The organism is Curvibacter sp. GW821-FHT01G03, from assembly GCF_059422285.1.
This window is the reverse complement of record NZ_JBWKWP010000005.1, coordinates 26,835-40,339: the sequence shown is the minus strand read 5'-3', so window position 1 is coordinate 40,339 and position 13,505 is coordinate 26,835. Positions and strand designations below refer to the sequence as shown.

The window sequence follows — 13,505 nt, the reverse complement described above, 5'->3', positions numbered from 1 at the left end:
AAGTGCTAAAAATTACCAATGAGTAAAAGGGGTGTAATTTCATGGTGGTTTGTTACGTGAATCTCAGGGCTCCAGGCCGATCGCTCGGTTCGATGATCTTGGCGGGGGCCCTTGTGATCGGGCTGAGTGCCTGCGGCGGCGGCAGCGGCGGCGGTAGTGGCGCTAGCAACGACACCGGCAACGGCGGGCAAAGCACCAGCACAGCGCCGTCCGCCCCCACGGTCGCGATCACCAATGGCAGTGCCGCCTACGCGCAGAACACGGTCAAGTTCACGGCCAGCAGCACCGACCCCGCAGGCCGCGCCCTCAGCTTCACCTGGGATTTTGGCGATGGCTCATCCGCCGTCACCGGCACCAGTGTGGCGCACGTTTTCGCGGCGGCCGGCACCTACAACCTGAAACTGACAGCCACCAACACGGCCAACGTTTCCACCGCCAGCACCCTTCCCATCCAGGTGCTGTCTTCGGCCCCTTCGACCCCCCAGTTGACGATCAACAACGGCGCGGCAATTTATGCCACGGCGTCCACCAGCCTGAGTGCCAGCAGCACCGACCCCTTGGGTCTCAACCTGGGCTACAGCTGGGATTTCGGCGATGGCCAGGGTGCCACAGGCGCCAATGTCAGCCACACCTTCAGCTCAGCGGGTACCTATACCCTCAGCGTCAGGGCCACCAATACGGCCGGCCAGTCGACGACCGCCAGCCAGCAGATCACGGTCATCTCCCCTGCGGTGACCACACCCACCATCAGCAGTTCGGCCACCTTGCCCACGGTGGGCCAGGTGGTCAGCTTCACGGGCAGTGCCACCAGTGCCAAGGGCCTGGCCCTGAGCTACCAATGGGCCTTTGGCGATGGCAGCACCGGGACCGGCAGCCGCGTCACCCACACCTACACCAGCGCCGGTACCTATGCCGTGAGCCTGACGGTGCAAGACAGCAATGGCGGCAGCGCCACAGCGTCGCTTCAACAAGCCGTCGCAGGTACCGCAGCCAGCAATGCCCTCAGCGTCGATTGCAGTGGCAGCAACTGCGGTGCACTCAGCGCCAACACCTACTCGGGCAACGGCGTAGGAGCTTGGCGCTTTGTCAACCCCGACAACGCACCCGCGGTTCTCAACATCAACATCGCGGGCGTGAAATCCGGACAACGGGCCACCCTGCTCTTTGCCAACACCGGCACCACGACAGCAGCCCAAAGCCCATCCTTGGGCACCTTGAGCAGCCCAGTGCTCAGCTCGCTCACCACCACGGCTGCCGGCACCAAGGCGACAGTGAAAGCCCCTGAACGCCTGATCAGTGCCGCAACCGAGGCCCATTTCCACAGCGAATTGCTGGCCAAGAACCAAGCCTTGTCGCGCCTGTTGTCGAGTGGCAAGGCAGCCCCCCCGGCTGGGCGGGCCGCTCAGGCCAGCCCCACGCCGTCGGTCGGTGCCTCGCGCACCTGGAATGACCTCTTCGACAGCAAGACCACGCCCGTGCCCTACGCCACCACCGTGGTGGCCACGTGCGGCCTGCCATCCGGGCGCAACGTGGTGTTCTGGCTGGACCCCAATGCCACGCGGGCCGGCGTGGTCACCGCCAGTGACATCACCGCCATGCAGGCCACGGTCTGTGGCACGTCAGGGGGGTTTGATCGGATGAACAGCCTGCTCGGCGACGTCTGGGGGGCAGCGGCCAGCAGCTACCCGACCCAGTTGATCCAGGACGGCAGCAACCTGCAGGACATCAACATCGCCATCGTCAACGCCCCCGACACCGCCGGTTGGGCAGGCTACTTTTATGGCGTGAACAACTTCTTGCAATCCGCCGACGCGTCGATGGCCAATTCGAATCAGGCCTTGGTGTTTTTCATCAACGCCAATCAGATCCAGGCCTCACGGGCCTACGCCCTATCGTCGTTGCTCCACGAAGCCACACACATGACCAATTTCTACCAGCGCGCCGTGGCCCGCGACACCGCGCACGACACGTGGCTGGAAGAGACGTCCGCGATGATGACCGAAGACATCGTGACGCCAGTGGTCAATGCAGGCTACAACCCGATCGCGTCGATCCGCGTGCCCACCTACATGGCGACCGGGGGCGGCACCTCGTACATCAACTGGCTCGACCTCGCCGACGCCCATTACGCCATCGGGGGCTCGTTTGGCGCCTTCATCAATCGACGGTACGGCCTGGCGATCTACAAGCAGCTGATCACCAACTGCAACGACGGTAGCACCAGCAATGGCAGTTACACCTGCCTCGATGCCCTGATCAAGGCCAATGGGGGCAGCGGCTTTGCTGACGAGTTCTCTCATTTCGGTGCGGCACTGTTCGCTGCGCTGCCACTGTCCTCGGCCATCGACCACTATGGTCTGCCCAGTAAAACTGATGGCGGCTACACCCTGGGGGCGGTAGACACATCGCAGTTTGTGTCCTACCTCCCTGCCCAACCGACACCGATTGACGCCTCCGGCTTCAAGGCAACCAGCCATTACTACAGTGTGGACACCCTCGGTGCCGGCGCCGTGAGCTATGTGCGCAACAACGTGATCGTGCCCGCCGGCAGCACCCTGACGCTGGTGATCCGCTGACATGACCCAACACACCACGGCGCTGCGCCTGATGCTGGCCCTGGCCTGCGGCCTGGGCCTGGCGGCTTGTGCCAGCCCGGAATCCGCCACCGCCGCAGGCCCCCGGCCTGCGCGCGTGGACAACGATTCGGTCACGGCCTGGACAGGGGTCGGCCTGCTGACACGCAAGGGCAGCGCCCCCTTCTCGTGGTGGGCCTTGCAGACCGACTCAGGCCAGGTCTGGCGGCTTGAACTGCCAGCCGCCCTGCCCGACGCAACGCTGGAGCCCAGGCAGAACTGTCAGGTCGAGGCCAGCGGCGACGCATCAAACGGCCTGCTGGGCAAGCGGGTTCTGCAGTTGAGCAGCCTCAAGGGCTTGCAGCGACCTGAACTGGGCGCCCCGGAAAACCTGCGCTGCCAGTTTTCACTCAAGCTGCGCTGATTCCCCGGGCTGGTCGCCAGCCACGCCGATCCTCCTGTCATACCGCGGCAAGGCCCCATACAAAAAAGCCCGCTCTGCGCAAGCGCAAGCGGGCTGGGTCGAACGGGTCGACAAGCCTCTCGAAAGGCCTGCCGTGTCAGCCGTCGATCAATTCTTGTGCAGGTCGCCGTTCAGGATGTCTTCGCCGTTGTCGAGCTTCTTGGCGAAATCGATGTTGCGACGGGTGCGCACCACTTCCAGACCACCCGTCTGGTTGTGACGGCGGAACGTCACGGCATTGATGCCCACCAGCTCGATGGCCTTCACGGTCTTGCCGTTCAGCGGATGGCCTTCGATGTCCACCTTCACCAGCGACGAAGCCATCAAGGCCACTTCAGCCGCCAGGATCACGGCGTCCCCCACCGGAATGCCCAAAGCCGAGTTCACCTCCAGCAGGCAGTTGCGGCCCACCGAGATCGGCGTGTTGTTGCCCCCCGAGAGCACCCCCAGCGTAGAGGCGCCACCGCCCAGGTCGGTGCCCGCGCCCACGAACACCGACGAACTGATGCGGCCTTCAACCATCGACGGGCCTTCGGTGCCCGCGTTGAAGTTGATGTAGCTGGCCCCCGGCATCAGGGTGGTGCCCTCGCCCAGGTAGGCACCCAGACGCACCTTGTGCTGGTCGGTGATGCGCACGCCCATTTTCACGGTATTGATGCGGTGCACATACAGCGGAAACTTGTCGACCATGTGCGGGGCAAATTCGGTATTGCCAAATGCAGCGCCCATCAAGGCCTGGTCAATTTCAGCCGCGTCCATCGGCACATCACCCACCCAGGCCACATTCGGGAACTTGGTGAAAATCTTGGTCAGATTCAATTGGTTCGGCTTGAAATGGCGCTGGCTCAGGCCATAAAGCTTCAGGGTGCTGTCTTCAACGCCTTGCGGATCAATGTCATCAAAGATGAAAGTGGCCACGATTTCAGAAGCGGCGCCGGCCGGGGCGGCTGCCAGCTGGGCTGCCGCCTGCTGCAGGGCCACCAGATTGGGGTGTTGCTTGCCGTCGTTCACAAACGGGGCAAAGTAACGCAGGGCCTCGGCCAGTTGTGCGGCGCTCAGCACCACGTTTTGCACACCCGCGGGCTCAACGCCGAGCACCTTCATCAAAATGGCGGCGCTGCCGGTATTCTGGCCTGGGCCATTCACCACCGGATAACGCACCGAAGCCAGCGTGCGGTTTGCTGTATAAACCTGACGCCCCACCGCAAACAAAATCGGATTCTTATAAGCCGCAGTGGCTTGATAATCGCTGACGACGCGCTTGAATGCGTCGGCGTCTTGCGGATAATCTTGGGTAGTCTGGCTCATTATCTGATTCCTTCGCCCCGGCTCGGGCTGATATTGACGAAAAATGTCCAAAATTATAAGGGCGATGCCCCCCTGCCCGCCTCAACCCACGCGGATGGCCGTGGGCTGTGGGGGGTGATCGGCTGGGGACCGACCCGGTGATCGGCCGGGGTAACATCCAGCCGCACAGTTGAACCCCACCGGAGCCCACGTGACCTCTACGCGCCTGCCTGCCCTGTACCTGCCGCATGGCGGTGGCCCCTCGTTCTTCATGACCGGTGAACGCAAGCAGCGCTACCAGGCCACCGAAGACTTTCTGCGCAGCGTCAACAGCTTGCTGCCCGCCACGCCCAAGGCCATCCTGATCATCACCGCCCACTGGGAGACCGAGGTGCCCAGCTTCACGGGGGGGCCCCAGCCCGGGCTGATCTACGACTACTACGGCTTTCCGCCCGAGACCTACACCTTGCAATACCCGGCGCCCGGCCTGCCTGCGCTGGCCCAGCGCGCCTGCGACCTGCTGCACGGCGCCGGCCTGCCGGCCCGGGTCGACACCGACTACGGCTGGGACCATGGTGTGTTCATACCGCTCAAGGTGATGTACCCACAGGCTGACGTGCCCGTGGTGGCCATGTCGCTGCAAGCCAGCCTCGACCCCACGCTGCATTGCCAGCTGGGTGCCGCCCTGAGCCCCCTGCGCGACGAAGGCGTGCTGATCGTGGGCGCCGGCATGAGCTATCACAACCTGCGTCAATTCGCCCTGGCCGCCCCCTTGTCGCACGATTTTCACGACTGGCTCGACACCGCTCTGCAAGGCCCTCAGGCCCAGCGCACCGAACACCTGGCGCAATGGCACCGGGCCCCGGGCGGTCTGGCGTCGCACCCGCGCGAAGAGCACTTGCTGCCCTTGATGGTGGCCAGTGGGGCCGGCTCTGATGCGCCGGGCCGCAGCCTGTGGCGTGGCGCGGTGGGCCCCAGCGCCCTGGGAGCCTGGGCCTTCGACTGAGTGCGCCAAGCCCCGGCTCTGCGCGTGCCGCCCTAGCGAGGAAGGTCGGAAAGCTCGGCCAAGTCGGCCACCACCGTGGCATTGAACAGCGAGTCACTGAAGCCCGGCCCACGCCGTTCGCTGGGGGCCGCCAAGGCCAGGCGCTCCATCTCGGCCGCCGGAATCGGGCGCGAGAACAGGTAGCCCTGCAACTCATCGCAGCCCATTTTCATCAACCAGTCGCACTGCTGCTGGGTTTCCACCCCTTCGGCCACCACCTTGAGGTTCAGGGCCTTGGCCAGCCCGATGATCGAGTTCGCAATCGAGCGGGCGTCTTCGCTCTCGGCCAGGTCAGACACAAAGGCCCGATCCACCTTGAGCTCAGAGGCTGGCAGCCGGCGCAGGGTGGCCAGGCTCGAATACCCGGTGCCAAAGTCATCGATCGACACATGCAGGCCGATCGAGCGCATTTTTTCAAAGGTCTGCTGGGTGCCCTTGGTATCTTCCATGGCCACCGATTCGGTGATCTCGCAGGTGAAACGCCCGGGCTGCAGGCGGTGGCGACGCAATGCCTCCGCGATGCGCTCCACCAGATCGTCCTGGCGCATCTGATAGCCCGAGATATTGACGGCCACCCGCATGCGCAGGCCCAGCTCACGCCAGTGCCCCGCCACCCGGCAGGCTTCTTCGATCACCCAGTTGCCAATGGTGCCGATCAGGCCATTGCGTTCGGCCAGGGGAATGAACACCGCCGGGCTGACGTGCCCGCGCGTGGGGTGATGCCAGCGCAGCAAGGCCTCGGCTGCAGTGATGTGCAGGGTGCGGGCATCCACCTTGGGTTGGAAATAGAGCTCGAGTTGCCCTTGTTCGATGGCCTGACGCAGGTCCGCCACCAACAGGGTCTGCTCACGCAGATCGGCGCTCATCTGGGGGTCGTACAGGCAAAAGTCGCCGCCCCCCTGCCGCCCCACCTGGCGGGCTGCAATCGACGCATTCACCAACAGCCGCGAACGGCCCCCATGCGCCGGGTAGACCGACACCCCGATGGAACAGGTCAGCACGGTGGTGCCGTCATCGTGCATCAGGGCCTGGGCAAACCGGTCAAGCAACAGGCGGGCCGTGTCCAAGCCCACCGCCTCGTTGCCCGACAGCAGCAACACAAACTCACCGTCGTTGAAACAACTCAGGTCAGCACCGTCGGGCAGCGAAGACCCCAGCCGCTGCGCACTCAGCTTGATCAGCCGATCGCCAAACTCCTGGCCAAAGGCCTGATTGTGGGATTTGAACTCATCGATGCTCAGGAACACAGCGCAAAACGCGCTGCCGTCCCGATCAGCCCGGGCGATCCAATGACCCAGCGCGGTCTCGATGCCATGCCGATTGAGCAGGCCCGTATTGCTGTCGTAAAGCGACAGGGCATCCATTTCTTCGGACACCGTCACCAACTTCGCCCGGATGCGCCTCGACCGCCAGCGTTCACGCAACAGCAGGCCCAGGGCCACAAAGGTACACAACAGGCTGAAGGCCAGAATTTCCAACGAGATTTGAAAGTCTGCCATGCCGGTGATGATGCGTCAGATTTCTATTTGCAACACCCTGGCAATGTCAATTACTTCTCGAAATCCCATTAATGATCCCTCACTAGATCAATCGGGCAGGCCGTCTTCAGCCCTGGGCATACCCCATCGGGTTGCGATGCTGCCAGCGCCAGCTGTCTTCGCACATTTCCTTCAAGCCACGCTGTGCCTTCCAGCCCAACACGCGGTTGGCCAGGCCAGGGTCGGCGTAGTAGCTGGCCAGGTCGCCGGCACGCCGCGCTGCCACTTCAAACGGTATTTTCTGCCCCGTGTACTGCTCGAAGGCCTGCACCATCTGCAGCACCGAAATGCCCTGCCCCGTGCCCAGGTTGGCCATCAGGCAGTTGCGGCCGGTCAGTTCGCCCTGCAGATAACGCAGAGCCGCCAGGTGGCCATCGGCCAGGTCCATCACGTGGATGTAGTCGCGCACCCCGGTGCCGTCGGGCGTCGGGTAATCGTTGCCAAAAACGCTCAGCTGCGGGCGGCGGCCCACAGCCACCTGACCAATGAACGGCATCAGGTTGCCCGGCACGCCCCTTGGGTCTTCGCCCAACAGGCCACTGATGTGCGCGCCCACCGGGTTGAAGTACCGCAAACAGGCCACCCGCCAATCGGGGTTGGCGGCGGCCACGTCACGCAAGATGTACTCGACCATCAGCTTGCTCTGGCCGTAGGGGTTGATGGGGGCCAGCGGTGCCGACTCGGGCAGCGGTGAGGCATCGCTGTTGCCATACACCGTGGCCGACGACGAAAACACCAGTGTCTTCACGCCCGCACGCTGCATGGCCCGGATCAGGGTCACCGAACCCGACACATTGTTCTCGTAATACAAGGCCGGTTCGGCCACCGACTCACCGACCGCCTTGAGGCCCGCAAAATGAATCACGCCCTGGATCGGGTAACGCGCAAACAGCGCATCCAGCGTGGCCGCGTCGCGCACATCGCCCTGCACCAGGGTGGGCTTCAGCCCGCCCACCTCGTGCATGCGATCCAGCACCGCCGGCACGCTGTTGCAAAAATTGTCGAGCACCACGTACGGTATGCCCGCCAGCGCCAGGGCCACGCCCGTGTGGCTGGCGATGTAGCCCGCGCCCCCCGTCAACAAGATCATGATTTCTTCCCTTTTTATTTTCAGACCGGCTCGGGCTTGCCAAAGAAGTAGCCCTGCCCGGCGTCGTAAATGCCCACCAGCCGCTGGGCGTCCATCTCAGACTCAATGCCCTGGGCCACGATCTGCACGTCCATCGAACGGGCCAAGGCCGCAATCGCATTGACCCAGTCGCCCGACACCTCTTCGCCTTCCACCTCGTGGATCAAGGCACTGTCAAGCTTCACGTAATCAGGCGGCACCTGGCGCAGCACACGGGTCGACAGCGCATCCAGACCCAGGCGATCGATGCCAAAACGAGCGCCCTGCTCACGCACCATCGACGCAAAGGCCCGCGCTGCCTCAATGTCTTGCGAGCAGCCAAAGCAGGTCAGCTCAAACGACAACAACGGCGCCTGCGGCCCCTGCTCACGCAGCACGCCACGCAACCATTCCACAAAACTGCGCTGACGCACGCTTTGCAGCGACACATTGATGGCCATCGGCTTGGCCGGGGCGCCATGGCCACGCAAACGGGCCACCGCCAACAGCACCACCGCCCGGTCCACCTCGGGCATCAATTTGTGGCGCATGGCCATCGGCACAAAGCTGGCGGCCGGCACCAGGCCGTTGTGCTCGTCAAGCAGCCGCACCATCAGCTCTTGGTGCAACAGACGCCGGTCTTCCAAAAACACCACCGGCTGGGCCAGCAAGCGCCAACGGTTGTCGTTCAGGGCATGCTGGATCAGGGCGCGCCAACGCTCAGAACCCAGGGCGTCGAGTTCGGTCCCCTGGTGGTCGCTGGCAAACACCGAATTGCGCCCTTGTTGCCGCGCTGCTTCGATCGCCAGGTCCAGCCGGGCCATCAGGTGGCTCTTCTGCTCGCCAGGGTTGAAAGGCACCGCCCCCACGCTGCATGACACCCCGGCGTCTTCCACATCGGCCAGCACCTCATGCAGCCCGGCCAGCAACTGATGGGCCAGATGGCGCCCCTCCTCGAAACCCACATCGACCAGCACAAACCCAAAGCTCGCACCGCTCAGCCGCGCAGAAATGCGAGCGTGCCCCTGCAACACCTCAGCACTGATGCGAGCCACCGCCTGCAGCAAGGCATTGCCGCGCAGGTAACCGCCGCCAGTATTCAGGTCTTTGAGGCCGTTCAGCTCAAGCCCCACCAGCACACCATGGATGTGCGGCTCAGGCCCCGACAGCAGCTCGCCCAGGTGCAGATCAAAACTGCGGCGGTTGTCCAGGCCCGTCAGCTCATCGTGCAAGACCTGCTTGCGAAACCCCTCCACCTTGGCGGTTTCGGCATCAAGGATCTCGGCGATGCGCCGCGCCATGTCGTTCATGGCACGCACCACCCGAGCCAGCTCGCGCGCGGCCGGCTGGGTCACGATCTGCTCAAAGCGCCGCTCCTGAATGGCGCGGGCCGAACGCTCAATCGCATACAAGGGGTTCAAGATGATCTGCAGCAACAGGTGCGACAGAAACAAGGCCACCAGGTAGGCCAGAAAAACCCACATGGCCACCTCTCGGGCCGACTTCCAGAGGTATTGATACGCGTACTCGGGCTGGCTTTGCACAATCACCTTGCCCAATTGGCGCCAGCCCGACGACACAAAGGCCTCGCCCCCGGGCGACGCCAGCGGAAACGCGCGGGTGAACCACTGCGGCACCTCGGCCACCTTGTCAGGCAGTTCGCGCTCGACCAGCACCTTGCCTTTGGCATCGGTCACCACAACGCGCTTGAAAAACCCGCGGTCGAACACGCTGGCCACATTCAACTCGGCCAGCACCATGTCGTCACGCCCCATCGACTGCGCCAGGGGCAGCGACAAGGCGGTGGCCGCATCCTGCGCATGCGAGGCCAGTTGCTGCTCCAGGTAATCGCGCGTGCCGCGCACACTGAACACCAGCAGGCCCGCCAAAATGCCCAAAAACACCAGCGAAATCACACCCAGAATCTGACGGCGCAAAGTCATGGCTGATCCCCTTCATCACCCGATTGATGTCGCCCCGAGGGCAGCGCATGCGCCACCCAGCCCATGGCCATGATCACCATCAGGGTGAGCACATTGGCCGGCAATTGCAGATTGAAATCGACCCAGCTGTGAATGGCCAGCGCCGTGATGGCCATCATCACGCCAAAGGCAATGCCCCGCGGCAACGAGGTGCGCCGGCGCGCCATGGTGCGTGCCGCCACACCAAAAGTCATCAGCACAAAGCTGCCCAAAATACCCAGCCCGACCAAACCATAATCACAGGCCAGCTCGATGTAATCATTATGGGCATGGTCAAAATAAATGGGGCGGGGCGTGCGATAACGAACATAGCTGCCGTAAAAACTGCCACCACCCGTGCCAAACACCGGGAATGCACGGGCCAGATCCAGCGCATGCATGGCCGCATCCTGGCGCGCCTCAATCGATTCTTCGGTGCCGCCGGCCGCATCGGTTACACCGGTTTCCTGCACCCGGTGCACCACCTTGTCCAGGCCCACCCACGAGCCCACCACCACCACGTCGACAATGATCAGGCTGATGATCAGGGTCACCATGGCCGGCGCCGAACGCCGCGTGAGGGCCAGCGTGATCACGCCCACCACCAGCAAGGCGGCAAAAAAACCGGCATTGCCCATGCGCGAACGGGTCAGCACCAGGGCAATCACCATCACCACCAACAGCAGGCGCAGCCGCATCTTGGGGCTCAGCACAAACTGCATCATGCGCGCCAGCCGGTGCTTCCAGCCCGAGCCCTGCTGCCTGTCGTTGCCCAGGCGCGCCAGCATCAGGCCCACGCCGATCGAAAGGCACAGCTCCATGTAACCCGCAAAGTGGTTGTGGTAGCCAAAGGTGCCCTTCACGCGGTCGTGAATCACCTCAAAGAAATAGATCTGGTAATGCGCCCCGGCCGAGAACAGCATCACGCCGATCACCGCCTGAACCACGCCCGCCACCACCAGTGCCATCGCCAGGGTGTCCAACCGGGCCCGGTCACGCACCGTCAGCAACACCAGCAAGAAGGCAAAGAAGTACCCGGTCGAAAGCGACGCGTAAATGCGGGTCTGAAACACGTCCAGCGAGATGCGGAATGGCGCCACGCCGTCCTGCACCCGCCAGGTTTCGGGTGATATCAGCTGCAGCCAGGCCGACGGCAGCTCCCAGGTCTGAAACCACACCAGCAACACAAACAGCGCCAGCACCCCCAGGGGCCACCTGAAGGTGTACAGGCGCTGCCAAGCCTGGTCGGCCTGATGCCGCCATGCCCACACGGCCCCCAGCAGCAGCAAAGCCACCCAGGCCACCAGAATGCCTACGGCAAACGTGCGGTTGCTGCCCAAGGGCAAAGGCGCCCAGAACAGCAAGGCGATCAAGCCGCCAAAAATCCATCCATCCCTGACAACGGTGGTGCCGCCTTGACGGCTATTGCGCACCCCGCGATTTGTGCTCTTATTGATTCGCGCCATCCCTGATCCGAACCGGCTGACTAAAAAAAATGGCAGCGCGCAGCTGCCATTTCGGGGATTTTATGCAGTCAATCAGCTGCGGCTTGCGCCACCGCCACCGCCACCACCAAAGGTGGAGCCGGCCGAGCTACCGAAGCTGCTGCCACCGCCAGCGCCCGTTGCGCCACCGGCGTCGCCACCACCAGAACCTGTTGCCTGAACCAACGAAGCGACGTTCACGCCAGGTACGCTCAGGGCTGCGGTCATGATGCCCGCCTTTTCGGCGTCGGACACGCCGATGGTCAGGGCAGCCACCACTTGGTTGGCGGACGAAGGAGAAGCCGACACGACAGCACTCGTCACAGCCGAGGAAGATTGACCTTGAGCGACCAGTTCAACAGCCAGTGCAGCGGGCGAAACGCCTGCAGCGATGGCGGCTTGAGCAAGGTCAGCCAAGCTCGTATTGGCAGCCAGTGCTTCACGCACTTGGGTAGCCAGAGCGGCGCCGGTCTGACCCGGGGCGAATTGAGCGTTAGCGGCGAAGCCGAGGCATGCAATGCCCAGCGCGACCACAGCCTTCTTGGTGAAACTGTTCATAGTTACCTCTCTGCTTTGGTTGAAAGTGATGCCAGTCTAGCAAAAGCCGTTCGTCGGAACAACTTTTTTGTGCGCAGCAGCAAACCGGCGAAACTGAATGATTTGATGAAGTCGCTGCCCTGATTCACCAAGTTGGTGAGAATTCTCAAAAATTGTCGCCCCGCTGGTGGCGCAGCGACAGAAATATGCTGCCAATTCTGTATTTGGTGCATTGAAAGAATGGGTGTTAATTGGAAAAAATTTAAAAACCCACCCCCGCCAACACCCAAAAACCGCTTGTCGCCGGCTCAGAAGGGCACTTGATCCGTCGGATACTTCCAAAAATCCTTCAGCAAATAGCTCACCGGCAGGTTCAGCGCCACGTTGCCGGGCGGGATCGGGCGCATGAACCAGCGCTCGTACACGGGGTAGATGTCGCGGCTGACGATCAGGCGCTTCATCTCTTCGTCCACCAACTGCTTCAAGGCCACATCGCCCTTGGGCAACATGATGGCCAGCGGCTCGGTGGTCAGGTAGCGGCCCACCACCTTGAAATCGGCCGGGGTGGGGCTGCTGGCCACCAGGCCGAACAACAGCACATCGTCCATCACAAAGGCATCGGCCTTGCCCTGGGCCACCATCTGCAGCGCCTGCTGATGGTCTGCCGCCTCGGTGATCTTCAGGTTCAGCAGGTGCTGGCGGTTCAACTGGTCCATCACCTTGAGCGGCGTGGTGCCGCGGGTGGACACCACTGTTTTGCCCGACAGGTCCTCCAGCCGGGCGACCGTGCTGTTGGACCGCACCAGAATGCGCGCCCCCACAATGAAATGCGGCACGGTGAACGCCACCTTTTCGCGCCGCTCGGCATTGTTGGTGGTCGAGCCGCACTCCATGTCAGCCTTGCCCTGCGCAATCACATCAAGGCGATCGGCTGCCGTCACCTTCACATAGTCAATCTGCATGTCGCGGGCGCCGGTCTTCTTGCGAATCACCTCCGCCAGCCGCAAGCACAGGTCCAGTGCATACCCCACCGGCTTGCCATCGGCATCCAGGTATGAAAACGGAATCGATGAATCGCGGTGCGCCAGCACCAGGTGCCCGCCCGCCTTGATGCGGTCCAGCACACCGGCGGCCTGGGCAGTGAGCGTGGCGCAGGCCAGTACCACAGCAACGGTACTCGAACGGTAGGGAGCAAAAGACATCTTGGAGCGCACAGCAACCTCGGCAACAAACAACCCTGCCCTGGCAAGCAGGCTTCATGCCCATCGGCCCGGCTGTTGCGTAGGGCCAGGACGGAAGGCACACCTGCTGGCGGGCGAGGCAAAAACCCGCCATCCCTGATCAAGCGGCTGGGTACAAGACCTTGGGCCGCCAAGCTGGTGCCTCTGCTTGAGCACCTGTGCAAGCTCGATCATATGACACCGCATGTCGCCAGTAGCGACCGTTGCCCGCGAAACCTGGAGGCCAATGACCGCACTGCGCGCGTCCCTCGCGCCTCACTCGGCCAGC

Annotated in this window: 11 protein-coding genes; 4 read left to right on the top strand and 7 right to left on the bottom strand. The window is 63.1% G+C overall.

The features are described 5' to 3' along the window. Window positions 1–98: 98 nt before the first annotated feature. Together AC07VS_RS08020 and AC07VS_RS08015 are read left to right on the top strand one after the other, a co-directional pair. A complete protein-coding gene (locus AC07VS_RS08020; RefSeq protein ID WP_494750660.1) occupies window positions 99–2,576 on the top strand; it encodes a M30 family zinc metallopeptidase in 2,478 nt (825 codons plus the stop codon). 1 nt (window position 2,577) lies between these two features. Continuing rightward, window positions 2,578–2,997, top strand: a complete 420-nt coding sequence (locus tag AC07VS_RS08015; protein ID WP_494750659.1) for a hypothetical protein — start codon at window positions 2,578–2,580, stop codon at window positions 2,995–2,997. A 147-nt stretch (window positions 2,998–3,144) separates the two neighbouring features. Here the strand turns inward: AC07VS_RS08015 and AC07VS_RS08010 are convergent, their stop codons facing one another. After that, window positions 3,145–4,344: a tetrahydrodipicolinate N-succinyltransferase N-terminal domain-containing protein gene (locus AC07VS_RS08010; RefSeq protein ID WP_494750658.1), complete on the bottom strand. Its 1,200-nt coding sequence runs from the start codon at window positions 4,342–4,344 to the stop codon at window positions 3,145–3,147. 190 nt (window positions 4,345–4,534) lie between these two features. Here AC07VS_RS08010 and AC07VS_RS08005 point away from each other — a divergent pair, with 190 nt between their 5' ends. After that, entirely contained in the window at window positions 4,535–5,329 is a 795-nt protein-coding gene (locus tag AC07VS_RS08005; protein ID WP_494750657.1) for a DODA-type extradiol aromatic ring-opening family dioxygenase, read from the top strand. Between the two features lie 32 nt (window positions 5,330–5,361). On the opposite strand, the gene AC07VS_RS08000 is transcribed toward AC07VS_RS08005, so the two are convergent. From AC07VS_RS08000 to AC07VS_RS07980, 5 genes are all read right to left on the bottom strand, one after another. Beyond that, window positions 5,362–6,867, bottom strand: coding sequence for a putative bifunctional diguanylate cyclase/phosphodiesterase (locus tag AC07VS_RS08000; protein WP_494750656.1), 1,506 nt, complete (start codon window positions 6,865–6,867; stop codon window positions 5,362–5,364). A gap of 106 nt (window positions 6,868–6,973) precedes the next feature. Further along, the gene (gene galE, locus AC07VS_RS07995; RefSeq protein WP_494750655.1) at window positions 6,974–7,996 is read right to left on the bottom strand and encodes a UDP-glucose 4-epimerase GalE; all 1,023 of its coding nucleotides are present in this window, start codon (window positions 7,994–7,996) and stop codon (window positions 6,974–6,976) included. Window positions 7,997–8,016: 20 nt separating this feature from the next. Then, the gene (locus AC07VS_RS07990) at window positions 8,017–9,957 is read right to left on the bottom strand and encodes a bifunctional diguanylate cyclase/phosphodiesterase (RefSeq protein ID WP_494750654.1); all 1,941 of its coding nucleotides are present in this window, start codon (window positions 9,955–9,957) and stop codon (window positions 8,017–8,019) included. Further along, window positions 9,954–11,348 (bottom strand): O-antigen ligase family protein, encoded by a 1,395-nt coding sequence (locus tag AC07VS_RS07985; RefSeq protein ID WP_494750653.1) that lies wholly within the window; start codon window positions 11,346–11,348, stop codon window positions 9,954–9,956. The genes AC07VS_RS07990 and AC07VS_RS07985 overlap by 4 nt, the downstream gene beginning before the upstream one ends. 165 nt (window positions 11,349–11,513) lie before the next feature. Then, on the bottom strand, window positions 11,514–11,768 hold the full coding sequence (locus AC07VS_RS07980) for a hypothetical protein (protein WP_492346614.1): 255 nt from the start codon (window positions 11,766–11,768) through the stop codon (window positions 11,514–11,516). A gap of 33 nt (window positions 11,769–11,801) precedes the next feature. Between AC07VS_RS07980 and AC07VS_RS07975 the strand changes: the two genes are divergently transcribed. Further along, window positions 11,802–12,140: a hypothetical protein gene (locus tag AC07VS_RS07975; RefSeq protein ID WP_494750652.1), complete on the top strand. Its 339-nt coding sequence runs from the start codon at window positions 11,802–11,804 to the stop codon at window positions 12,138–12,140. Between the two features lie 164 nt (window positions 12,141–12,304). Here the strand turns inward: AC07VS_RS07975 and AC07VS_RS07970 are convergent, their stop codons facing one another. Continuing rightward, on the bottom strand, window positions 12,305–13,198 hold the full coding sequence (locus tag AC07VS_RS07970; RefSeq protein WP_494750651.1) for an amino acid ABC transporter substrate-binding protein: 894 nt from the start codon (window positions 13,196–13,198) through the stop codon (window positions 12,305–12,307). Window positions 13,199–13,505 lie beyond the last annotated feature (307 nt).

Coding starts and splice junctions, on each gene's coding strand:
- AC07VS_RS08015 (WP_494750659.1), top strand. CDS start 2,578: ATGACCCAACACACCACGGCGCTGCGCCTGATGCTGGCCCTGGCCTGC.
- AC07VS_RS08010 (WP_494750658.1), bottom strand. CDS start 4,344: ATGAGCCAGACTACCCAAGATTATCCGCAAGACGCCGACGCATTCAAG.
- AC07VS_RS08000 (WP_494750656.1), bottom strand. CDS start 6,867: ATGGCAGACTTTCAAATCTCGTTGGAAATTCTGGCCTTCAGCCTGTTG.
- galE (WP_494750655.1), bottom strand. CDS start 7,996: ATGATCTTGTTGACGGGGGGCGCGGGCTACATCGCCAGCCACACGGGC.
- AC07VS_RS07990 (WP_494750654.1), bottom strand. CDS start 9,957: ATGACTTTGCGCCGTCAGATTCTGGGTGTGATTTCGCTGGTGTTTTTG.
- AC07VS_RS07970 (WP_494750651.1), bottom strand. CDS start 13,198: ATGTCTTTTGCTCCCTACCGTTCGAGTACCGTTGCTGTGGTACTGGCC.